26 protein-coding genes and 1 riboswitch are annotated in these 23,154 nt (G+C 38.8%); of the genes, 22 read left to right on the top strand and 4 right to left on the bottom strand.

Annotated elements, in window-relative coordinates:
- Positions 1-78: 78 nt before the first annotated feature.
- The 3 genes from L8T27_RS15955 to L8T27_RS15945 are packed head-to-tail and all read left to right on the top strand — an operon-like array spanning position 79 to position 2,356.
- Positions 79-891, top strand: a complete 813-nt coding sequence (locus L8T27_RS15955) for an amino acid ABC transporter substrate-binding protein (protein WP_237941855.1) — start codon at positions 79-81, stop codon at positions 889-891.
- A complete protein-coding gene (locus L8T27_RS15950) occupies positions 878-1,588 on the top strand; it encodes an amino acid ABC transporter permease (protein WP_233316521.1) in 711 nt (236 codons plus the stop codon). Before L8T27_RS15955 ends, L8T27_RS15950 begins: the two co-directional genes overlap by 14 nt.
- A 33-nt stretch (positions 1,589-1,621) precedes the next feature.
- The gene (locus tag L8T27_RS15945; RefSeq protein ID WP_233316520.1) at positions 1,622-2,356 is read left to right on the top strand and encodes an amino acid ABC transporter ATP-binding protein; all 735 of its coding nucleotides are present in this window, start codon (positions 1,622-1,624) and stop codon (positions 2,354-2,356) included.
- 136 nt (positions 2,357-2,492) lie between these two features.
- On the opposite strand, the gene L8T27_RS15940 is transcribed toward L8T27_RS15945, so the two are convergent.
- A complete protein-coding gene (locus tag L8T27_RS15940) occupies positions 2,493-2,681 on the bottom strand; it encodes a hypothetical protein (protein ID WP_233316519.1) in 189 nt (62 codons plus the stop codon).
- Between the two features lie 442 nt (positions 2,682-3,123).
- Between L8T27_RS15940 and L8T27_RS15935 the strand changes: the two genes are divergently transcribed.
- The 3 genes from L8T27_RS15935 to L8T27_RS15925 all read left to right on the top strand — a co-directional run bounded on the left by L8T27_RS15935 (position 3,124) and on the right by L8T27_RS15925 (position 6,409).
- On the top strand, positions 3,124-4,404 hold the full coding sequence (locus L8T27_RS15935; RefSeq protein ID WP_233316518.1) for a methyl-accepting chemotaxis protein: 1,281 nt from the start codon (positions 3,124-3,126) through the stop codon (positions 4,402-4,404).
- 363 nt (positions 4,405-4,767) lie between these two features.
- Positions 4,768-5,916 (top strand): FtsW/RodA/SpoVE family cell cycle protein, encoded by a 1,149-nt coding sequence (locus tag L8T27_RS15930; RefSeq protein ID WP_233316517.1) that lies wholly within the window; start codon positions 4,768-4,770, stop codon positions 5,914-5,916.
- A gap of 244 nt (positions 5,917-6,160) precedes the next feature.
- The gene (locus L8T27_RS15925) at positions 6,161-6,409 is read left to right on the top strand and encodes a DUF2573 family protein (protein WP_233316516.1); all 249 of its coding nucleotides are present in this window, start codon (positions 6,161-6,163) and stop codon (positions 6,407-6,409) included.
- A gap of 61 nt (positions 6,410-6,470) precedes the next feature.
- On the opposite strand, the gene L8T27_RS15920 is transcribed toward L8T27_RS15925, so the two are convergent.
- Genes L8T27_RS15920 through L8T27_RS15910 form a run of 3 tightly spaced genes read right to left on the bottom strand, consistent with a single transcriptional unit; the run spans position 6,471 to position 7,283 of the window.
- On the bottom strand, positions 6,471-6,803 hold the full coding sequence (locus L8T27_RS15920) for a spore coat protein (RefSeq protein ID WP_237941854.1): 333 nt from the start codon (positions 6,801-6,803) through the stop codon (positions 6,471-6,473).
- Positions 6,804-6,816: 13 nt separating this feature from the next.
- A complete protein-coding gene (locus tag L8T27_RS15915) occupies positions 6,817-7,098 on the bottom strand; it encodes a hypothetical protein (protein ID WP_233316514.1) in 282 nt (93 codons plus the stop codon).
- Between the two features lie 53 nt (positions 7,099-7,151).
- Positions 7,152-7,283 carry a YuzL family protein gene (locus L8T27_RS15910; RefSeq protein ID WP_237941853.1) on the bottom strand — a complete coding sequence of 44 codons (132 nt, stop codon included), beginning with the start codon at positions 7,281-7,283 and terminating at the stop codon, positions 7,152-7,154.
- A 183-nt stretch (positions 7,284-7,466) separates the two neighbouring features.
- Here L8T27_RS15910 and L8T27_RS15905 point away from each other — a divergent pair, with 183 nt between their 5' ends.
- The 16 genes from L8T27_RS15905 (at position 7,467) to sufB (ending at position 23,087) form a co-directional block, all read left to right on the top strand.
- Positions 7,467-9,830, top strand: a complete 2,364-nt coding sequence (locus L8T27_RS15905; protein ID WP_237941852.1) for a 3-hydroxyacyl-CoA dehydrogenase/enoyl-CoA hydratase family protein — start codon at positions 7,467-7,469, stop codon at positions 9,828-9,830.
- Between the two features lie 25 nt (positions 9,831-9,855).
- Positions 9,856-11,610: an acyl-CoA dehydrogenase family protein gene (locus tag L8T27_RS15900; protein ID WP_396953780.1), complete on the top strand. Its 1,755-nt coding sequence runs from the start codon at positions 9,856-9,858 to the stop codon at positions 11,608-11,610.
- 158 nt (positions 11,611-11,768) lie between these two features.
- Positions 11,769-12,125, top strand: coding sequence for an arsenate reductase family protein (locus tag L8T27_RS15895; protein WP_233316510.1), 357 nt, complete (start codon positions 11,769-11,771; stop codon positions 12,123-12,125).
- 43 nt (positions 12,126-12,168) lie between these two features.
- Entirely contained in the window at positions 12,169-12,552 is a 384-nt protein-coding gene (gcvH, locus tag L8T27_RS15890; protein ID WP_233316509.1) for a glycine cleavage system protein GcvH, read from the top strand.
- A 146-nt stretch (positions 12,553-12,698) separates the two neighbouring features.
- Positions 12,699-13,046 (top strand): toprim domain-containing protein, encoded by a 348-nt coding sequence (locus L8T27_RS15885; RefSeq protein ID WP_233316508.1) that lies wholly within the window; start codon positions 12,699-12,701, stop codon positions 13,044-13,046.
- A 2-nt stretch (positions 13,047-13,048) separates the two neighbouring features.
- On the top strand, positions 13,049-13,357 hold the full coding sequence (locus L8T27_RS15880) for a thioredoxin family protein (RefSeq protein ID WP_233316507.1): 309 nt from the start codon (positions 13,049-13,051) through the stop codon (positions 13,355-13,357).
- Positions 13,358-13,496: 139 nt separating this feature from the next.
- Entirely contained in the window at positions 13,497-13,850 is a 354-nt protein-coding gene (locus L8T27_RS15875; RefSeq protein WP_233316506.1) for a hypothetical protein, read from the top strand.
- 293 nt (positions 13,851-14,143) lie between these two features.
- Positions 14,144-14,247, top strand: a riboswitch (SAM riboswitch).
- Between the two features lie 153 nt (positions 14,248-14,400).
- A complete protein-coding gene (locus tag L8T27_RS15870) occupies positions 14,401-15,423 on the top strand; it encodes a methionine ABC transporter ATP-binding protein (protein ID WP_233316505.1) in 1,023 nt (340 codons plus the stop codon).
- A complete protein-coding gene (locus L8T27_RS15865; protein ID WP_233316504.1) occupies positions 15,420-16,085 on the top strand; it encodes a methionine ABC transporter permease in 666 nt (221 codons plus the stop codon). The genes L8T27_RS15870 and L8T27_RS15865 overlap by 4 nt, the downstream gene beginning before the upstream one ends.
- Positions 16,086-16,172: 87 nt before the next feature.
- The gene (gene metQ / locus L8T27_RS15860) at positions 16,173-17,009 is read left to right on the top strand and encodes a methionine ABC transporter substrate-binding lipoprotein MetQ (RefSeq protein WP_237941851.1); all 837 of its coding nucleotides are present in this window, start codon (positions 16,173-16,175) and stop codon (positions 17,007-17,009) included.
- Between the two features lie 134 nt (positions 17,010-17,143).
- A complete protein-coding gene (locus L8T27_RS15855; protein ID WP_233316625.1) occupies positions 17,144-17,509 on the top strand; it encodes a carboxymuconolactone decarboxylase family protein in 366 nt (121 codons plus the stop codon).
- A 360-nt stretch (positions 17,510-17,869) separates the two neighbouring features.
- Complete coding sequence (gene sufC, locus L8T27_RS15850) at positions 17,870-18,655, top strand: Fe-S cluster assembly ATPase SufC (protein ID WP_233316502.1); 786 nt, start codon at positions 17,870-17,872, stop codon at positions 18,653-18,655.
- A gap of 19 nt (positions 18,656-18,674) precedes the next feature.
- Positions 18,675-19,982 carry a Fe-S cluster assembly protein SufD gene (gene sufD / locus L8T27_RS15845; RefSeq protein WP_233316501.1) on the top strand — a complete coding sequence of 436 codons (1,308 nt, stop codon included), beginning with the start codon at positions 18,675-18,677 and terminating at the stop codon, positions 19,980-19,982.
- Positions 19,982-21,211: a cysteine desulfurase gene (locus L8T27_RS15840; protein WP_233316500.1), complete on the top strand. Its 1,230-nt coding sequence runs from the start codon at positions 19,982-19,984 to the stop codon at positions 21,209-21,211. The genes sufD and L8T27_RS15840 overlap by 1 nt, the downstream gene beginning before the upstream one ends.
- Positions 21,201-21,635: a Fe-S cluster assembly sulfur transfer protein SufU gene (gene sufU, locus L8T27_RS15835; protein WP_233316499.1), complete on the top strand. Its 435-nt coding sequence runs from the start codon at positions 21,201-21,203 to the stop codon at positions 21,633-21,635. The genes L8T27_RS15840 and sufU overlap by 11 nt, the downstream gene beginning before the upstream one ends.
- Positions 21,636-21,689: 54 nt before the next feature.
- On the top strand, positions 21,690-23,087 hold the full coding sequence (gene sufB / locus L8T27_RS15830; protein WP_233316498.1) for a Fe-S cluster assembly protein SufB: 1,398 nt from the start codon (positions 21,690-21,692) through the stop codon (positions 23,085-23,087).
- The last annotated feature ends 67 nt before the right edge of the window (positions 23,088-23,154 follow it).

Genomic DNA, 23,154 nt, shown 5'->3' with positions numbered 1-23,154 from the left:
TGTTTTGACAAATAACTTCACGATATAATATGATAGCTTTTGTCTGACAAGACATATCGGAATTAGGAGGATTTTTGCATGAAGAAATTTAGTTTACTGCTATGCTTATTATTAAGTTTAACTATAGCATTGGCTGCATGTGGCAGCAATGCAGAAAAAGAAGATTCAAATGCTGACAGCAGCAGTGAGAATCTTCTTGAAAAAGTGAAAAGTGATGGAAAGCTTGTCGTTGGTACAGAAGGTACATATGCTCCGTTTACTTTTCATGATGAAAAAACAGGCGACTTAACTGGATTTGACGTGGAGATTGCCAAAGAAGTGGGCAAGCGTCTTGGTGTCGACGTAGAATTTAAAGAAACACAATGGGATGCAATCTTTGCAGGTCTTGATGCAAAACGCTTTGATATGATTGCAAACCAAGTTGGGATTAATGATGAGAGAAAAGAAAAATACCTATTCTCTGATCCATATATTTCTTCAACTGCTGTTTTAGTTACAAAGTCTGATTCAGACATTAAGAGTTTTGAGGATCTTAAAGGGAAGAAATCAGCTCAGTCCTTAACAAGCAACTATGCGAAAACAGCAGAGTCATACGGTGCTGAACTTGTCGGTATTGATGGCTTTAACCAAGCGGTTGAATTGCTAAACTCTAACCGTGTTGATGCAACAGTTAATGATAAGCTATCCTTCTTAGATTACAAAAAACAAAAGCCTGATGTAGATATCGTGATTGCTGATACAGCAGATGATGTTGCACAAAGTGGCTTAATGTTCAGAAAAGGCAGCGATTCTTTAGTAGATGAAGTCAATAAAGCACTTCAAGATATGATCGATGATGGCACATACACAAAAATATCTGAGAAATGGTTCGGGGAAGATGTTCTTAAATAATATCTTCACAGATCCGGAGCAGCTCCAACGATATACGGATATAGCAACAAGTTCCCTTCTGCCTTTGCTGAAGGGGGCCTTTTTGTATTCGTTGCCTTTAGCCATTGTGTCATTCATCATCGGTCTTATACTCGCAGTAGTAACCGCGTTAGCACGGTTATCAAGCATAAAGATTTTTCAAATTATTGCACGTATATATGTTTCCATCATTAGAGGGACGCCATTATTAGTACAGCTGTTTATCATTTTTTACGGACTTCCAAATATAAGTACTGAACACCTTACAATCGATCCGGTGCCGGCAGCAATTATCGGCTTTTCTTTGAATGTCGGGGCTTATGCGTCAGAAATTGTCCGTGCCTCCATTTCCAGCATTCCTAAAGGGCAATGGGAAGCAGGCTACTCGATTGGGATGACATATACACAAAATTTAAAAAGAGTTATCCTTCCACAAGCAGCACGAGTATCACTGCCGCCGTTATCTAATACTTTCATCAGCTTGGTGAAGGATACATCGCTTGCTGCCCTAATTCTAGTGACAGAAATGTTCCGGAAAGCACAGGAGATTGCAAGCACCAACTACGAGTTTTTATTATTGTATTCAGAAGTAGCTCTGCTTTATTGGTTGATATGTTTCCCATTATCCATCGTTCAGCAAAGGCTGGAAGATCGATTCAGCAGGCATTTACTTAAATAGGCACGCACTTTTGCGCAGAAAGGAGGATGCCATATGATTAACATTAAAGGTTTGTCCAAAAGCTTTGGAGAGCTGGAAGTTTTGAAGGATATCAACTTGGATGTTGATAAAGGGAAAGTAATTGTTGTAATCGGACCATCAGGTTCAGGGAAAACGACAATGCTTCGCTGTTTAAATTTGCTTGAAACACCTTCAGGAGGAACGATTGGCATCAGTAATAAAAGCATCGATTTTTCTCAAAAGGTTTCCAAAAGAGAAGTGACAGAGTTTCGAAAATTAACAGGCATGGTCTTTCAAGGCTATAACTTATTCCCGCATAAGACTGCATTGCAAAATGTGATGGAAGGACCTGTTATCGTCAAAAAAGAAGACAAAGAAAAAGCAAGGAAGAAAGCGGAACTGCTTCTTGCAAAAGTTGGCTTGGCTGATAAGCTTGATTTTTATCCATTTCAGCTGTCTGGAGGACAGCAGCAGCGTGTAGGCATCGCAAGAGCGCTGGCAATGGAGCCGGAAGTAATGCTCTTTGACGAGCCAACATCAGCACTTGACCCAGAGCTTGTCGGTGAGGTTTTAAAGGTAATGAAGGATCTTGCCAAAGAAGGGATGACGATGATTGTCGTCACACATGAAATGAAATTTGCCAGAGAAGCAGCAGACGAAGTCCTGTTTATGGACGGCGGTTATATTGTGGAAAAAGGAACTCCAGAGGAGTTTTTCTCTGCTCCTAAGGAAGCAAGGACGAAAAAATTTCTGCAGTTGCTGCAATAAAAAAAAAGAGGTATTCGGCTAAAAAATCCTTAGGGGGGATGATGGCCTAATACCTCTTTAACAAAAGGGGGAATTACACTTTGTAATAACATTGTGGTCCCTTTTTTTTGTTTTTATACATGAAATTAAAAAAAAATTAATCTCCACGTATTTTTTGATGGATGACCTCATCTTCCAGCAGGTTGATGAAGGAAAGTACAATTCCTGCAATTAGTGCAGCGACCGTGTACACGGAGATATCTGTTGCAGCATAGAAGATCAGCGTGCTGATAAATGTCCAAAGCATGCAATATTGAACACTAGTGAGTCTTTTTAGTTTTTCCAAAGAGTAACCTCCTTACATACAGCTCCCTAAGTAAATACAATCTGTATAATATATGGCTTGACTTGTATGTTTAGAAGCGGAGACAGGACAAACCTTATAAAGGAAAAGGTAAGATGCTTGCCCTTTTTCAGCTGAAAAGGGGAAAGCCCTCACTTTTCGTCAGAAAAAGCATATCTAATAAGTATAAAGAATAGCTTGTATCATCTTTTCCGAAAGAAATACAGCGCTTTTCTTTATACCGTAACCCCATAACCTCCTCTCACTTTTGACCATTATGTGCAATGCACATAATGGTCCTTTTTTTATAGGTTATAGTATAAAAGTTTTGAATTATTTCAAAGGAAAAGCAAAAAGGATGACTGTTATACTAATTTCGTGCTATATTTACCTAAAATAATTAGGTATAATATCCTATAAAAACAAATAGTTAGGGCGGTTGTATATGAAAAAGAAAAATTTGTTTCATAGTTTACGAACAAAAATAGCTTTCATTATAGTGTTGGCTACAATAATAAGCACGCCTATTTCCATACAATTAAATGAAATGCTTAGAGAGGCAGGAATCTTTGCGCCAGAATTAGGCATGATTATTAATACAATTATTAACTTAGTATTCACTACGTTAATTGCTTCTTTCTTTACGCGAAGAATTATTATTAAGCCTATTAAAAGTTTGCTTGCTGCGACTAAGGAAATACGCCAAGGACATCTTGATAATACTCTGCAAAAAAAATCTAATGATGAAATCGGCCAGCTTACAGATGAATTTGTCTTAATGAAGGACTCTATTAAGGCAATGGTTGATAAGGTAAATGAAACAGCAGACATGGTTAATTCCTCTGCAGAAATATTGACTGCTAATGCAGTTGAAACAAGCCATGTATCGGAACAAATTTCTGCAGCGATTCAAAGTGTTGCAGTTGGATCAGAGGAACAGACAAGGGGAATGGAGAGTGTAGCAGACGCTGTCGCTGTTGTTAACAATGAAATAAGAGATATCGCAAAAAACACAGAAGCGATGGTTACATCTACTAATGAAACAGTGCAGGGGGCTAAAGAAGGACAAGCCGTTGTGGATAGCACCGTTCAGCAAATGAGTTTAATACAAAATTCAGTGAAAGAGTCGAACACAACCATTGAACTTCTGCAGGAACGTTCCCAAGAAATTGGCCAATTCTTGAAGGTCATCACAGAAATTGCTGATCAGACAAATTTGCTTGCTCTTAATGCTGCTATTGAGGCAGCAAGAGCAGGAGAAGCTGGAAAAGGCTTTGCCGTTGTTGCAGAAGAGGTCAGAAAGCTTGCAGAACAATCAAATCAGTCAGCTAAACAAATTGCTGTATTAGTTAATGAAATTCAAAAAGATACTCTCACATCTGTGAAAACAATGAGAAGAGTGACAGATGAAGTTAAAGACGGAATCAATATTACCAACAACACGAAGGAAAAATTCAATATGATTTCAAGCAGCATGGAGAATATGAGCGCACAGATGGAAAATATCCTTGATGCAGCGAAAAACATCAATGCCAGCATTGTCGAAGTCGCAGGTTCTGTCGATCAAGTTACTAGCATTGCCAAAGAAAACAGCCAAAACTCCATGAATGTATCCGCATCATCACAAGAACAGCTGGCTGCAATTGAAGAAATTACAGTGTCCACTCAATCACTTGCAAAAATTGCAGATGAATTAGTGGAAGTGACGCAAATATATCGTAAGTAACTCTCTTTATTTATTTGTTGGTGAAAAGGAGCAGTTAGTTTAATTGGGGTAACTTCTACTTCAATTAGTGAGACTGGGTCTCACACAAGCAGCGAGTGATTTCTGTTGCTCATAAGCGAGATATCTACTACTTTAAAGGTGTTTGCCAACAGCCTCTGTAAGAAGCTTTTTCTAAGCTTCTTTTTTTATTGGAAAGATTTTTTGGGGTAACAAACATTAAATTTTGATTAAATGCTTGTCGAAAGTTGTTATTTGCTGCAATTACAAATATAATGAAGAATTGTACAAACTATTAATGAGCTTATCTTGTTTTTTTGACATTTTAAAACCTTAAAGTTTCACATATTCGAGGAGTAATGAAATATGACCCCAAACAGAAATACTTCAAAAATAGATTTTACACTTGTACTTATATTAATGTTGTTAAGCTTGGCAAGTCTTATTGCCATATACAGTGCTGATTCAAGTTTTGTAATTAAACAGGTTGTCTTTTATGTTATTGGAACTGGAATTATCGCTGGGATTATGCAGCTGGATTCTGATCAGCTTAAGAAACTATCCTGGTATTTGTATGGCATTGGAATTGTCTTATTATTACTGCTGATTGTTGCGCCAAGCAGTATTGCCCGTGAAATAAACGGAGCAAAAAGCTGGTTCACGCTTCCGGGCTTTTCCTTGCAGCCATCAGAGTTTGTTAAAGTATTTTTAATCCTGATTTTATCGAAAGTTATTGTAGACCATCAGGAAAAGCATCTGGTAAAAACTTTGCAGACGGATTTCTTATTGCTGTTGAAAATAGGTGGTATTACGTTTGCTCCATTGCTGCTCGTCATGCAGCAGCCGGATTTAGGTACGTCTCTTGTACTTATTGCTATTATGGTTGGGATGATTTTCATTTCAGGCATCACATGGAAGATAATAGCTCCCATTTTTATTGGCGGAGTAACGCTTGCTACATCGATTTTATATATGGTTATATGGCATCCTGAGTGGTTGGAGAAATACTTAGGAGTGAAGGAGTATCAGTTCGGACGGATATACTCTTGGATCGATCCTTATAACTACCAAAGTTCAACAGGTTATCATTTAACCCAATCCTTGCTTGCGATCGGATCAGGTCAAACAACAGGAAAAGGAATAGGCACAAATGAAGTAGTGCTTCCCGAAAACCACACTGATTTTATCTTTAGTGTAGTCGGAGAAGAATTTGGCTTTATTGGCGCAAGCATTATCATCAGCTTGTTTTTCCTGCTCATTTACCATATTACGAAGGTTGCACTTGAAACAAAAAATTCCTTTTATACATGCATATGTGTTGGGGTTATCAGCATGGTGACATTCCACGTGTTCCAAAATATCGGGATGACTGTTGGTGTTTTGCCAATCACAGGTATTCCTTTGCCGTTCATCAGCTACGGAGGAAGTTCTTTGCTTGGAAATATGCTAGCAATCGGGCTAATTTTCTCCATTCGATACCATTATAAAAAATATATGTTTTCAAGTGATGAATAACGTCATTAAAAAAAGATGTCCTTTGATAAGCAGCGCTCCTGATCCATGGGAGCTTGCTAATCTTAGGACATCTTTTTTTCTAGTACAGACTCAGGTTCTATTATTTTTTTATGAGGGGGAAAAATAATAGTGAGCTGCTAGTGCGGTTTAATCAAGATTGATAATCATTATCAATTGATTTAAATTTATAATAAAATATAATGAACATAATGTCAAATCAAAAAATGGGGAGGGAGCAATAATAGTGGATAAGGAATTTCTCGAGAAATTTGATTCATTACTGTCAAAATACACCGAGCTGCTTTTGGGAGAGGGAAATGACCACTTAAAGAAAGAAGTGGAAATTTGGATGCTTTACAACCAGATGGCGAAATCAATGCCGAGTTTAGTGAAGCATTGGAATGGTCAATTTCCTGAGGCGAAACAGCAGGTGGTCGATATCATTAGTGAAATAAAAAATTTAAATGATAATCAAAAGCAAAATAAAAATTAAATCATATGATGCTAGTAGGAGGACAACTATTCCTAGTCCTGTGCCTACTAGCATTTTTTTATTATTGCAAACTGCTGCCATAAGGAAATTGTGACTCATATCCTTTAAACTGCTGATAAGCTTGCTGCAATTTTTGCTGATCGGCTGATTCCAGCTTATACCAGCCTTCACGAAACATGAGATCATACAGCTCTCTCTGCATGTTTTGCGTTTCAGTGAAAATGCTGAGCAAATCATCGTACAGTTTCTCATTGCTTGCCTCATTAAGCGCTGTAGAATAGGATGCAGTCATGTATTTTTCGGTTGCCAGCAAATCATTGATGAAATCCCTGTCATTCATTTGTGGAGTTTTGGCTACTTGTGTTTCTGGATTTTGGACTTTTTGCTGATTCATGCTCTACCTCCGTTCACTGCTGTTGCAGTCCTTGTAGACTGCTTTGGTTAGATTCATTTAAATGAGCTAAGATTTTCTCATAATGCTGTTGATGCATTTGCCCGCATTTTTCTGCCTGTAACTTAATGTTTTGATCCTGGATATTTTGAGCAAAGAAATGGGCCTTTTTCATCGCAAGGAGATTCCAGGAAAGCATATCTGCCAAGTACAAGGAATCTTTAACTGTCACCATTTCCGGCGGCTCCATCATAACCCCTTGATTTTGGCTCATGCTGCTCATTGATTGCTGTTGCATGATAAAACCTCCAATATCTTGTAAAAGTTTATATAAAGAATGAAAGCTAGTTGTTATTTTTTATACTGATTGTTTTGACTGTTCCTTTTGCCGTCGCCGTCATTTTCTACTGTTGGGCCAGCATCTCCCTTTACACTAGCTGCACTAACTCCGCCTTTAGAAGGGTTTTTTTTCATCTTAGCCATAATTGTCACCTCCTTGCTAATATCCTTAGGATGGCCTATTTGAACAGAATTAAAGGTTAAACTTTTTTCCTGTAAGCTAATTTCCGCATATGGTTATTGTGAAGTTTATCATTGTTTTTTATTGTAGATAGGAAGGGATTTACTAAATTTGCATATGAATATAAATAAAAGGAGGAAAAATGAATGTACAGTATAAAGAAAGCGGCTGTCATTGGCTCCGGAATCATGGGGTCGGCTATTGCTGCGCATTTGGCTAATGTCGGGATCTCTACATTGCTCCTTGATAAGGTCCCGGATAGCCTGTTGGATGAAGAAAAAACGGCTGATTTGTCTCTTGCTGACAAGAAGGTTCGCAACCGTTTAGCTGCACAAGCGCTTGAACGGATCCGTTTAAGCAAACCGAGCATGCTTACTTCGGCATCTAACGAGCAGCTTTTAGAAATTGGCAATATGGAAGATGATTTCGAAGCCCTGAAAGAGGCTGATTGGATTATTGAGGCAATCACAGAAGACATAAATGCTAAGAAATCTCTTTTCTGCAAAGTAGATGCAGTGAGAAGACAGGGAGCAATCATTAGCAGTAATACATCAGGAATTTCGATTACTGAGATGAAAGAAGGCTTATCAGAGGATTTCCAAACACATTTTTTAGGAACCCATTTTTTCAACCCGCCCCGGTATATATTGCTGCTTGAATTTATTCCAACAAATAAAACCTCCTCTGAAGTAATTTCCTATATGAAAACATTTGCTGAAACTGTCTTAGGAAGAGTAGTTGTTGAAGCAAAGGACACACCTAATTTTATTGCAAACCGCATTGGGGCACATGCCTTTCTTACAACATTAGATGCTATGGTTCAAATGGATTTGACCATAAGTGAAGTGGATAGGCTGACAGGGCCATTTATTGGCAGGACAAAAAGCGCCACTTTCCAAACACTCGATATGGTCGGATTAGATACTTTTTTCCATACTGTTAAAAATGTGCGGAACAGGACAGAAGACACGATGGAAAAAGAGCAGTATAAGGTTCCTGTCTTCTTGCTGGAGATGCTTAATCACAAGATGCTTGGTAGGAAAACAAAGCAAGGCTTTTATAAAAAAACAAAAGAAAAAATGCTCGTGCTTGATTATCATACAATGCAATATGTAGAGGAACAAATCCCAAGACGAAGCAAAAGCCGCGAAAAGCTGAAAGAGCTTATTTATGACAGCAGCCCAACAGGCGTTTTTTTATGGAAAACTGTTATGCCGTATCTGCTTTATTCTGGTGAGCATGCACTGGAGATTGCGGAAAACATTTTTCAAATTGATTTAGCAATTAAAACAGGCTTCAATTTCAAACAAGGTCCTTTTGAAACATGGGATGAGATTGGCTTAACGGAATCCCTCGAAAAACTTAAGGGTGAGAACCAAAAGCTGCCAGAATGGATAGAAGACATGATTAAAAATGGGTTTACAAGCTTTTATAAGAGTGTCGATGGGAAGCGCTCCTACTACCATAATGGCAAATATGAACCAATACCGCTGACAAACGATCAATATCGGCTAGAGCATAAAAGGCAAAGCGGAAAAGTGATAGCAGGTAATAAAGCAGCAAGCATAGTTAATATGGACGATGGTGTCCTGCTATTGGAAATGCACAGTCAAAATAATATTATCGGTATGGATATGATAAAGATGCTAAATAAGGCTGTAACGATTGCAGAGAGCACAGACAGCATAAAAGGTCTTGTAATTGGAAGCAGCGGAAAGAACTTCAGTGCAGGAGCAAATTTGGCTATGATGCTGCTTGAAGGGCAAAATCAGGATTATTTAGAATTAGAAATTGTGGTGAAAGAGTTTCAGGAAGCTCTAAAGCGTATCAAATACTGTAAGAAGCCAGTTGTTGCAGCGAGCCATCGCAAAACATTAGGCGGCGGTGCGGAAATCTGTCTTGCTGCTGCCAAAATTCATGCATCGATTGAAACATATATCGGTCTTGTTGAAATAAGCGCAGGGCTGATTCCAGGCGGAGGAGGCACAAAGGAGCTGTACTTGAACTTGCTGGATGAACAAGATGGTATCGATCACAGTCATTTAATCACAGCTGCAGCGAAGGCTTTTGAAGCAATATTGACTAGCAATGTATCCACTTCAGCAGAGGAAGGGAAAACAATTGGCTTTTTAAGCAGCGAAGATAGTATTACTTTTAACAGTCTTAATGTTATGGAGGAAGCTAAGCAAACAGTAATCAAACTGTTTGAGACAGGTTATGAACCACCTGTTGTTAAGAAAATACCAGTGGCCGGCAAGGAAGGCTTCCACCTTTTGCAAAAGAAGGTGCAGGATTTTGCTAGTAAAGGCGCTATCACAAAGCATGGGGAAATTATTGCAGCTAAACTTGCTTATGTCCTGACTGGAGGCGATGTGCCTATTCAGACAGAAGTGGAGGAAGATTATTTGCTTGGCTTGGAAAGGCAGGCATTCATTGACTTACTGAAGGAGAGGGAGACACTTCGCAGAATGCTGTACTTATTGACTGCAGGCAAACCGCTGCCATTGTGACTAAGAAAGAAGGAGTGGAGAAATGATGAAAAAAGGCGCAAGTTTTCTTCTTGAAGATACGAGCTGGAAAGATGTATACACACCAGAGGATTTTTCGGAAGAACATGAACTTGTTGGAGAAATGACGAGTGATTTTGTCCGAAATGCTGTTATGCCACATCTTGACAGTATGGAGAAACATGATTTTAAAAAGGTGCTTGAATTAATGAAGGAAGCTGGCGAACTAGGTTTGTTAGGAGCTGATGTTCCTGAGATGTTTGGCGGTTCAGGTCTTGATAAGATTAGCTCTGCCATTATTTCCGAGAAAATGTCCATAGCCGGCGGTTTTTCCATTACACATGGAGCTCATGTCGGAATCGGATCTTTGCCCCTGATTTTATTCGGAAATGTTCAGCAAAAGCAGAAATATTTGCCTTCCTTAGCTACAGGCGAAAAAATTGCGTCCTATTGCTTAACAGAACCAACTGCCGGTTCTGATGCCCTCGGAATAAAAACAACTGCCGTATTGAATGAAGAAGGCACGCACTATATATTAAAAGGTCAGAAACAATGGATTACTAATGCCGGGATTGCAGACATCTTTACTGTGTATGCCAAGGTAGATGGCAAAGACTATTCAGCTTTTATTGTGGAACGTGAATTTCCTGGTGTATCTATTGGACAGGAAGAAAATAAACTAGGCATTAGAAGCTCCTCTACTTGTTCTGTCATCCTCGATAATGTCCTTGTACCTAAGGAGAATCTGCTCGGGGAAAAAGGCAAGGGTCATTTAATTGCCCTTAATGTTTTGAATCTTGGCAGATTTAAACTAGGTATGGGAGCAATTGGCGCAAGTAAGGAAGCATTGAAAGTAACTATACCTTATATTAATAATCGTCAGCAATTTCAAACCCCCATTTCACGTTTTCCCTTAACAAAAGCAAAAGTTGCTACAATGGCAGCACTCCTTTATGCTTCTGAAAGCTCTGTTTACCGGACTGCTGGTTTATTGTCTGAAGCTCTTGATCCATTGGAGGGGACAGAAGATTGGAAAATCCCCGCCAAGCTTGTCAATGAATACAGTATGGAATGCAGCCTCAATAAAATCTTTGCGTCTGAAGCTTTGGATAAAATCGTTGATGAATGTCTGCAGCTTCATGGCGGTAACGGGTTTATGGAGGAGTATGCGATATCAAGAATGTATCGTGATTCCAGGATAAACCGCATTTTTGAAGGAACAAATGAAATTAACCTGTTGGCAGTGACAGGTAACTATTTAAGAAGAGCACTGAAAGGGGAAGTTCCGTTAATAGCTGCTGCAAAAGCAGTTGAAAAGGAAATGTTCACCTTTATCCCAAGTGAGCCTGATGACAGCCTTCTTTCCCAGGAAAAACTGCTTGTGACAAATGGTAAAAAAGCAGTGAGCATGCTGTTAGGCTTACTGGCGAAAAAATTTATGATGGAAGCAGACCAGCAGCAAGAGGTGCTTGCTCATATTGCGACAATGATTTCCCACTTATATGCAATGGAATCCTGTATTTTACGGACCGAGAAGGCTATAGCCAAATCAAATACAGAAGAAAAACAAAAGGTTCTATATACAGAAATATATTGCCAGGAGGCTTTCCAAATCATTCATAATGAAGCAACTAATACTCTTTCATATATGGAGTCTGGTGATGATTTGCGCTTTGCGTTATCGATCTTAAAAAAATATACTAGATTCCTGCCGAAGCCGCTGATTGCGTTAAAGCGTGAAGCTGCCGAAAGTGTTATTAAAGCCAATGAGTACGTCGTATAAGTTCGAAAAAGAGGAGAAACCTGAATTGCGGCAGGTTTTTCCTCTTTTTTACTTTATAATAAAGATATATTTATTAGACATTGTTATGAATTTGTCCTAATTTATGATAATATTCAATTATATGTTCAAAAAAATACATAAGTAAGTAAGGTGATCATATGGAACTTACATATTATTGGTATCCTAAATGCAGTACTTGCCGCAAGGCCAAAAAATGGCTGGATGATAACGGGGTAAGTTACAAAGACGTACATATAGTTGAAAATCCTCCTTCACGCTCTACGCTTGAAGACCTATATAAAAACAGCGGTTTGGAATTAAAGAAATTCTTTAATACTAGCGGACAGCGTTATCGCGATCTTGGCTTGAAGGATAAAATGAAGGATATGTCAGATTCAGAGCTTTTAGATATACTGGCTTCTGATGGCATGCTGATCAAACGTCCTCTCACAACTGATGGAAAAAAGGTTACGTTAGGGTTTAAGGAAGAGGATTTTAAAGAAAGCTGGACATAATTGTGCCGCTTGAAGGATATTAATCTATTTGGAGGGATATTGCATGAGTGCACCGAAAGATTTGCGTTATTCAGAAGAACATGAATGGGTAAAAGTTGAAGGAGAAAATGTGCGTATTGGAATTACACATTTTGCTCAATCAGAATTGGGAGATATCGTGTTTGTTGAGCTTCCAGAAGTTGGAGACGAAGTAACAAAGAACGAGCCTTTCGGCAGCGTAGAATCTGTTAAGACAGTTTCTGAACTATATGCGCCAATCAGCGGCAAAGTAGTAGAAGTAAACGAAGATTTAAGTGATAATCCTGAATACGTAAATGAATCTCCATATGAAAAAGCTTGGATGGTTATTATTGAGCCGTCTAATATTGCCGATGCAGAGCAATTAATGACAGCAGAACAATATGATAAAATGACAAACGAAGATTGATGTTAAAGAAGCACCGTTTTGGTGCTTCTTTTCGTTTCAAATGCCGATAACTTTCACTCCAATTAGCAATATGTTAAAGTATTACATAATATAACTTGCAAGATGCGGGGATACTAGCTGCAAAAATAATACTTCAGGTGATTATAATGGAAAAAATTATTATTGTCGAAGGTACATCAGATAAGCGGAAAGTAAAGGATATTGTAAGAGAACCAGTAGATATTATTTGTACGAATGGCACAATCGGGATTTCGAAATTAGATGATCTTATTGAAGACTTATTTGACAAGGATGTTTATATTCTTGTTGATGCAGATGCATCTGGAGAAAAAATCAGAAAGCTCTTCAGAAAGGAATTGCCAGAAGCAGAGCATATATATATTGATAAAATGTATCGGGAAGTTGCAAGTGCGCCTGAACATCATATTGCGGCTGCATTGCTGCAGGCGAATATAGATATCTACCCTAAATTTTTAGATATGAGGATGAGATAGTCATGATTGAATGCACAGAAGACGGACTGCGGTCTGCTTTAAAGGAGCGGGAAAGGGAGCCGTTCTTTCTTTACTTATACACACCGATGTGCGGAACATGCATGGTGGCGAGCAAAATGCTTACTGTTGTTGAAGCAATGCACAATAATGTATCGATAGGGAAAATGGATTTGAACTATGCACCTCAGTTAGCAGAGGAGTATAAAATAGAAAGTGTACCCTGCCTGTTAATTTTTCAGGAGGGACAATTAACAGAAAAAATCTACCGTTTCGAATCAGTGCCACATTTATTAGAGAAAATGTCTTCCTAACAAGTATTCCATTCGACAAGATTTTTTGTATTTCCCGGGAAATGGTGAAACATGTCTAAAAGTATTTAGGTGTTTTTAGAGGGAATAATGGGAGAAAACAGAATTACCTACTATATGAAAATATAGAGGGTGTGAAGCAATGGGGCATATTTTCAATCAGTTAGTGAAAAATTTGAATCAAAGTCATGTCATAAAACCGCTGCTTAGAAGAGAAGCTTTTATTATTAAGGTTGAAAGCGGAGAAAGCAGCTTTTATTTAGAATTAAAGAATGGTGTTTTTACCGTACTGCCTACTGCTGATAACCACACTATTTTATTAAAAGGCAGCCGAAACTCCATTGAAGACGTTTTTGAAGGCAGAGTGCTGCTCCGACGTGCGAAGAAAGAGCAGGATGTGGAAGTTCATTCATCTTTGAGAAAACTGTTGCTATTAGAATCACTGTTTCACCTAGTGAATGTTAATGAACAAGCTTGGTGTAAAAGCTGCTCTTAACCAAAAACTTCCTTAATTTAAAGGAAGTTTTTATTTTGAAATAATGTTAATTAATTGTAAGTGTTTCCGAGGATTATCGTCGAGTAAGTCTTTTGAGTGGGATATTGACAGTATTTTTAGAAAAGTTAACCATATATATTATTGTTAGAAAATATTACAATAAATAAACATATAATTCAGAAAAAACACTATATTAGGAACTTAAAAAAAATGATTGACACCTTCTGTTTTCCCATGTTACATTACGACTATCAAATTTATTCAGCAAACTTATTATAACTATATATTCTATACTCTTATCGAGAGAGGTGGAGGGATGTGCCCTATGAAGCCCGGCAACCGTCAAAGTATGACATGGTGCCAATTCACACAAAGCAATTGCTTTGACAGATGAGAGGAAGGTTAAATCATAATGCCTTTCTGCTCATTTTATATAAGCAGGAAGGCTTTTTTTGTACCCAAAGTATGGATTAGACAATTCCGTAAAACACTATTTACGATAATAAGTAGATGGAACTTTTGATAAGACAGCAAAGTAGGTGAGTAAGACATGATTAATATTCAAAAGGTCAAAAAAATATATCCTTCGAAAAAAGGAAAAGTGACTGCAGTAGACAGTGTAGACTTAACGATAGATAAAGGAGAAATCTTTGGAGTTATCGGTTACAGCGGCGCAGGAAAAAGTACATTAATCCGCATGCTTAACGGTCTTGAAATTCCTTCAGAGGGCACAGTTTCTGTTGCAGGATATGAGGTTTCCAAAATAAAGGGCAGCAAGCTGAGACAGGCTCGTCAGGAAATCAGCATGATATTCCAACATTTTAATCTCCTCTGGTCCCGTACAGTTAAACAGAATATCAGCTTTCCGTTAGAAATTGCTGGTGTAGGAAAAGCAGAGCGTGAGAAAAAGGTATTGGAGCTGATTAAGCTTGTCGGTCTTGAAGGCAGAGAGGATGCTTATCCATCCCAATTGAGCGGTGGGCAAAAGCAGCGTGTCGGCATTGCGAGAGCACTTGCAAGTGATCCGAAGGTTCTGCTTTGTGATGAAGCAACATCCGCTCTTGATCCGCAAACGACAGATGCGATCTTGGATTTGCTTGTAGATATCAATAAACGATTAGGTCTTACGATTGTGCTGATTACGCATGAAATGCATGTTATCCGCAAAATTTGTCATCGTGTCGCAGTGATGGAAGGCGGCCGAGTGGTAGAAACAGGACCTGTCATCGATGTGTTCAAGCAGCCGGAACAAAACATCACAAAAAGATTTGTACAGCAAGTAATCGAGCCGGATGATGCTAAAGATACTATCGAGCATCTTGTTGCGAACTATTCAACAGGCAAAATCATCATGCTTGGATTTGTTGGCGAAAGCGCAGAAAAGCCGATTATTACACAGCTGATTCGTTCATTTGAAATAACAGTAAACATCATTCAAGGAAAAATTTCACCAACTCAAAATGGTTCATACGGAACATTGTATATCCATTTGGATGGTCAAGAAGAAGAAGTTGGCAAAGCACTGCAATTTCTTCAATCACAAGAAATTAGTGTGGAGGTGATTGAAGGATGACACAATTATTTCCGAATGTAGATTGGGAGAAAATGTGGACAGCAACAGTAGAAACGCTCTACATGACTGGATACTCAATCGTTATCACATTTGTATTAGGGTTAGTTTTAGGGATTACATTGTTTTTGACAGCGAAAGGGAATATGTGGAGCAATGTGGTCATCAATAAAATCATCAGTGCTATCGTTAATATTTTTCGCTCTATTCCGTTCATCATTTTAATCGTTTTGCTTATTCCATTCACTAAGCTGCTAGTCGGCAGCATGATAGGAGCAGATGCTGCCCTGCCAGCATTGATTATCGGCGCAGCACCATTCTATGCAAGACTTGTTGAAATTGGTTTGAGAGAAGTGGACAAGGGTGTAATTGAAGCAGCTAAGGCTATGGGAGCAAAACCGATGACAATTATCGCAAAGGTCTTAATCCCAGAATCATTGCCAGCATTAGTTTCCGGGATTACTGTAACGGCCATTGCCCTTGTTGGTTCTACTGCAATGGCAGGTGTTATCGGTGCAGGCGGATTAGGAAATCTTGCTTATCTGGAAGGGTTCCAGCGAAGCAGATCTGATGTAACTTTGATTGCGACAATTATCATCTTGATTATCGTGTTCGTCATCCAATTTATTGGTGACATAATCACATCGAAAATTGATAAAAGATAATGTTATTTTCTTGATTTTCTTTCCTGCTGTATATGTGGGCGGAAATCATGCAAGATAAATAAAAAAACAAAAAGAGGGGTAAAACGCATGAAGAAATTATTATCATTACTATTTGCACTAGCTTTAGTGTTGGCTTTAGCGGCTTGCGGTTCATCTAAAGATGAAGATTCATCATCAGGCAGCGACGATAAAAAAGAATTAGTAGTTGGAGCTTCAAACGTTCCGCATGCTGAAATTTTGGAAAAAGCAAAACCAATCCTGGCTGACAAAGGTATTGACTTAAAAATTGAAGTATTCCAAGACTATATCTTGCCAAACAAAGCTTTAGAATCTAAAGAATTAGATGCAAACTATTTCCAGCATATTCCTTACCTTGAAAATCAAATTAAAGAAAACGGCTATGACTTTGTCAGCGCTGGAGCAATCCACATTGAACCTATGGCTGTTTACTCTAAAAAATACAAAAGCTTAGATGAACTTCCAGATGGCGGAACAGTAATTTTCTCTAACTCTGTGGCAGAACAAGGCCGTGTGCTTTCACTATTGGAAAAAGGCGGTTTAATCAAGCTTAAAGATGGCGTAGATAAAGTAAGCGCAACGGTTGACGATATTGCAGAAAACCCAAAAAATATTAAATTCAAACCTGATTATGAGCCATCATTGTTGCCGCAAATCTTCAACAACAACGAAGGTGACGCTGTTGTAATCAATGCTAACTATGCATTGGACACTGGCCTAAACCCAGTTGAAGATTCCATTGAAATTGAAGGCAGCGAGTCTCCATATGCAAACATCATCACAGTTCGCAAAGAAGACGAAAATAAAGAAGAAATTAAAACACTTGTTGAAGTATTACAATCTAAAGAAATTCAAGATTTCATCAACGAAGAATATAAAGGTGCAGTTATCCCTGTATCTGAATAATACGCAGAAACGCTCTTATCTCTAAAGAGCGTTTCTTTATTTTAAGGAATAAGAATTACTTCATTTATCAATACTAAGTTTGCGATTCACATTGCAATTTAGTGCTAACTTTTGAAAAATGGAGGCTATGATTGATGGATATGCAAACACATGGTTCAATAGGAAATGCAATTCACCACTATAAAGAAGGATTAGGAACATTTACGAAAAAAATGCCTGAGCTTGCTGAATTATTTAATGCATATACGGAGAAATGCTTCCAAGAAGGACATTTATCGCAAAAGGAAAAGCAGCTTATCGCATTAGGAATTAGCTTGTATTCTCAAGATGAATACTGCATTATCTATCACGTAAAAGGCTGCATCGACCAAGGCGCTACAGAAGCAGAAATCCTCGAAGCAATTGGTGTCACTGCTGCTTTCGGAGGCGGAGCTGTTATGAGTCAGGCTGTTACATTGGTGCAAGAAGCAATGGCAGAATTTACATCAATCCAGCAATAAGCATGAAGATACGCAGGAAGTAAGGAGCCGGGGGTTAGCGTTAAGCGTCTTCCGGCTCCTTCTTCATGATGTGTTTTTTTGGAATATATAATAAGGAAGGAAATTGTTTTTACTACTCAAGTTTGACAGTGAAAAAATTACAATAATTCCCTCTAGTGTACTACAGCAAAATGAAAAAATCGCCATATTTTAAAAAATACATAATATTTGGTATTATTATGTGTAATGAACAAATAAGTTTGGGGCTACAAAGGTTGCCATTAGATTTTATTTGTTATAAGATTAGAATGATAATAAATTGATAATGAAGTTTCGACAATTTTGTGAACAAAACTTCTTTTACTGTGGAGGTATTAAATAATGGGTCAATCTAAATTAGTAATTAATGACTTACATGTAGCAATTGATGAGAAAGAAATTATCAAGGGTTTAAACCTTGAGGTTAAAGGCGGAGAAATCCATGCAATCATGGGACCAAATGGTACAGGTAAATCAACTCTTTCTTCTGCAATCATGGGACATCCTAAGTATGAAGTAACAAGCGGAAGTGTTCAGCTTGATGACGAAGATGTATTGGAAATGGAAGTAGACGAACGCGCCCGTGCTGGCCTTTTCTTGGCAATGCAATACCCAAGTGAAATCAGCGGTGTCACAAATGCTGACTTCTTGCGTTCTGCCCTAAACAGCAGATTAGGAGAAGGAAACGAAATTTCATTGATGAAATTCATCCGTAAAATGGACAGCAATATGGAATTCTTGGAAATGGATCAAGATATGGCACAAAGATATTTGAATGAAGGTTTCTCTGGCGGTGAAAAGAAACGTAATGAGATTCTTCAATTGATGATGCTTGAGCCGAAAATTGCAATCTTGGATGAAATCGATTCTGGTTTGGATATCGATGCATTGAAAGTCGTTTCTAAAGGTATCAACCAAATGCGCGGCGAAGACTTCGGTTGCTTAATTATTACGCATTACCAAAGATTATTGAACTACATTACACCTGATTTTGTCCATGTTATGATGCAAGGCCGCATCGTTAAGTCTGGCGGACCTGAACTAGCTGCACGCCTTGAAGCAGAAGGTTACGATTGGATTAAGCAAGAGCTTGGCATTGAAGACGAAACAGTTGAACAAGAAGCGTAATAGTTAGGAGGACCCGACCATGACAACGGAAATTAAATTACCATTTGATCAGGAATACATCACTTCCTTTTCAAAAGATATGGGTGAACCAGCTTGGTTAACAGAATTGCGTGTGAAAGCATTGGAATTGGCTGAAGACTTGCCGATGCCAAAGCCGGACAAAACAAACATCAAGAACTGGAACTTCACTCAAATAGATAAACATATCGTGAGCAGCCAGGACTTCGACAGTGTAAACGACCTTCCAGAAGAAGCAAAAGCATTGATCGACCTGGAAAACAATAAAACTCTTTATATACAACGCAACAACCGCCCTACTTTTATAGCTGTTTCTAACGAGCTTAAGGAAAAAGGCGTAATCTTTACAGATATTTTCACAGCAGCTAGAGAACACGGTGACCTGTTGCAAAAATATTTCATGAAGGATGCAGTGAAGATTGATGAGCATAAATTAACTGCCTTGCATGCAGCATTGATGAACGGCGGAGTATTCCTGTATATTCCGAAAAATGTCGTGGTTGAAGAACCGATTCAATCAATCTTCCTTCATGATGATGAGGAAACAAACTTGTTTAACCATGTATTGGTTGTGGCAGAAGATAATAGCTCTGTTGTTTATGTGGAAAACTATCTTTCTGTTGCAGAGCCGAAAGAAGCAGTTTTCAACATCATTACAGAGGTTGTAGCAAATGCTAATTCAAGAGTGCAATACGGTGCTGTAGACAACTTGGCAACAGGTGTTACAACATATGTTAACAGACGTGGAGTAGCTAATCGTGATGCGAAGATTGAATGGGCATTAGGCTTCATGAACGATGGAAACACAATCAGTGAAAACACAACAAACCTAATGGGCGATGGTTCATTTGGTGATACGAAATCAGTTGTTGTTGGCCGCGGTGAGCAAAAGCAAAACTTTACAACGAAGGTTGTACACTTCGGTAAAAGCTCAGAAGGCTATATCTTAAAACATGGTGTTATGAAGGATAGTGCTTCTTCTATCTTCAACGGTATCGGAAAAATCGAGCATGGTGCTACAAAAGCTAATGCCGAGCAAGAATCACGTGTCCTTATGCTAAGTGAGAAGGCTCGTGGTGATGCAAACCCGATCCTGCTTATTGATGAAGATGATGTAACAGCAGGGCATGCTGCTTCTGTCGGAAGAGTAGATCCATTGCAGCTTTACTACTTGATGAGCCGCGGTATTCCAAAACATGAGGCAGAAAGACTTGTTATTCATGGCTTCTTGGCTCCTGTAGTGGAACAGCTTCCAATTGAAGGGGTTAAAAAGCAATTGGTTGAGGTAATTGAAAGGAAAGTAAAATAATGAATATCAAAGATGTTCGTCCATACTTCCCAATATTAAACCAAGAAGTCAACGGTCATCCTTTGGTGTATTTAGACAGTGCTGCAACCTCGCAAAAGCCGGTGCAAGTAATTGAAGCATTAGAAAAGTATTACAGAGAATATAATTCCAACGTCCATCGTGGTGTCCATACACTTGGGACAAGAGCTACTGATGGTTATGAAGGAGCAAGAGAAAAGGTCAAGAACTTTATCAATGCGACATCTACAGAGGAAATTATTTTCACGAGAGGTACGACTACTGCCCTTAATACGGTTGCACAAAGTTATGCGATGGAAAACCTAAAGGAGGGTGACGAAATTGTCATCTCTCCGATGGAGCATCACAGTAATATCATTCCATGGCAGCAAGTGGCCAAAAGAACAGGAGCTGTTCTGAAGTACTTGCCACTTCAAGCGGATGGCACGATCAGCTTAGCCGACGTGGAGGAAACAATTACAGATTCAACTAAGCTTGTTTCTGTGACATATGTGTCCAATGTTCTTGGCATCATCAACCCAGTGAAGGAAATAGGGGCAATTGCTCACAAGCATGGTGCTGTGCTTGTCGTAGATGCTGCTCAAGCTGCTCCTCACTTAAAGGTGGATGTTCAAGATATTGACTGTGACTTTCTCGGCTTCTCTGGCCATAAGATGTGCGGTCCGACAGGGATCGGTGTTTTATATGGCAAAAAGCATTTGCTTGAGAACATGGAACCAATCGAATTTGGCGGCGAGATGATTGATTTTGTCGGCTTGTATGAATCATCATGGAAGGAGCTTCCATGGAAGTTTGAAGCAGGCACGCCAATCATTGCTGGCGCTATTGGTCTAGGAGCAGCAATTGACTTTTTAGAAGAGATTGGTCTTGATAATATTACAGAGCATGAGCATAAACTTGCTGCATACGCAATGGAGAGAATGTCTACAGTAGAGGGTCTGACAATATACGGTCCAAAAAGTGCCGAAAACAGAGCAGGTGTCATTACATTTAATATTGAGGATGTCCATCCTCATGATGTGGCGACAGTGCTTGATGCAGAAGGTATTGCTGTAAGGGCAGGCCACCACTGTGCACAGCCGTTGATGAAATGGCTGAACGTTTCTGCAACAGCAAGGGCGAGCTTCTACCTCTATAATTCCGAAGATGATATTGATAAGTTTGTTGACGGAATTGTTAAAACAAAGGAGTATTTCAGCGATGTCTTTTAATAATTTAGATACACTTTACAGAAGTGTCATTATGGATCACTATAAAAATCCCCGGAATAAAGGGATTTTAGAAGGCAGTCTGACGGTTAACATGAATAATCCGACATGCGGTGACCGAATCCTGCTGACACTGCAAGTGGAGGACGGCATTGTTAAAGACGCAAAGTTTGATGGAGAAGGCTGTTCCATCAGCATGTCATCAGCTTCAATGATGACACAAGCGATTAAAGGAAAAAAAGTAGAAGAAGCATTTGAGCTTTCTAATACTTTCTCCGAAATGATGCAGGGAAAAGACTATAGTGAAGATATAGATTTAGGGGATATTGAAGCGCTTCAGGGCGTCTGCAAATTCCCGGCTAGGATTAAATGTGCAACACTGGCATGGAAAGCGATGGAAAAGGGCTTCAACGAAGGTCTTAACTAATTGCAGTCTTTTTAGTCCCATCTTAGGAGTTGCATTAGAATGGAGGAAAACGAAATGGCAAAAAAAGCACCCGATATTGGGGATTATAAATATGGATTTTCAGACAAAGACGTTTCCATCTTTCGTTCTAAGCGTGGATTAACGAAAGAAATCGTTGAAGAAATTTCAAAAATGAAGGAAGAGCCGCAGTGGATGCTTGACTTCCGCTTGAAGTCTCTAGAGCATTTCTACAATATGCCAATGCCTCAATGGGGCGGAGATTTGGCTTCATTGAATTTTGATGAAATCACTTATTACGTAAAACCATCTGAAAAGACAGAACGTTCCTGGGATGAAGTTCCAGAAGAAATCAAGCAAACTTTCGATAAGCTTGGTATTCCAGAAGCGGAACAGAAATATCTTGCAGGTGTTTCTGCTCAGTATGAATCTGAAGTTGTTTACCACAACATGCAAGAAGACTTGGAGAATATGGGAATTGTCTTTAAGGATACAGACTCAGCATTGAAAGAAAATGAAGATATCTTCCGTGAGCACTGGGCAACTGTAATTCCTCCAACTGACAATAAGTTTGCTGCATTGAATTCAGCTGTATGGTCTGGTGGTTCCTTCATCTATGTACCAAAAGGAATCAAAGTAGATACGCCGCTGCAAGCGTATTTCCGTATTAACTCAGAAAATATGGGTCAATTCGAAAGAACATTGATCATCGTTGATGAAGGGGCACATGTTCATTATGTAGAGGGCTGTACAGCTCCTGTATATACAACAAACTCTCTTCACAGTGCAGTAGTAGAAATAATCATCAAAAAAGATGCTTATTGCCGTTATACTACAATCCAAAACTGGGCAAACAACGTATACAACCTTGTTACAAAAAGAGCTGTATGTGATGCAAATGCTACAATGGAATGGATTGACGGTAACATCGGAAGTAAATTGACAATGAAATATCCTGCTGTCATCTTGAAAGGTGAAGGAGCAAGAGGAATGACATTGTCTATCGCACTTGCAGGTAAAGGTCAGCACCAAGATGCTGGTGCAAAAATGATTCACTTAGCACCAAACACTTCGTCAACAATTGTTTCAAAATCTATTTCGAAACAAGGCGGAAAAGTAACATACCGCGGTATTGTACACTTTGGCCGTAAAGCAGACGGAGCACGTGCTAATATCGAGTGTGACACATTAATAATGGATAATAAATCTACATCAGATACTATCCCTTACAATGAAATATTAAATGATAATATTTCACTTGAGCATGAAGCGAAGGTTTCTAAAGTTTCAGAAGAGCAGTTATTCTACTTGATGAGCAGAGGTATCTCAGAAGAGGAAGCTACTGAAATGATCGTAATGGGCTTCATTGAGCCATTCACTAAAGAGCTACCAATGGAATATGCCGTTGAGATGAACCGCCTAATCAAGTTTGAAATGGAAGGCTCCATCGGTTAATGTAAAAAAATTCGTATCTAGTTTAGATACGAATTTTTTTTATAAAAAGCAAAGTTACGATTGGGTA

This window comes from Niallia sp. Man26, assembly GCF_022049065.2.
Lineage (GTDB): Bacteria > Bacillota > Bacilli > Bacillales > Cytobacillaceae > Niallia.
The sequence above is the reverse complement of the archived record's forward strand: the minus strand, read 5'-3'. Positions and strand labels throughout refer to the sequence as shown.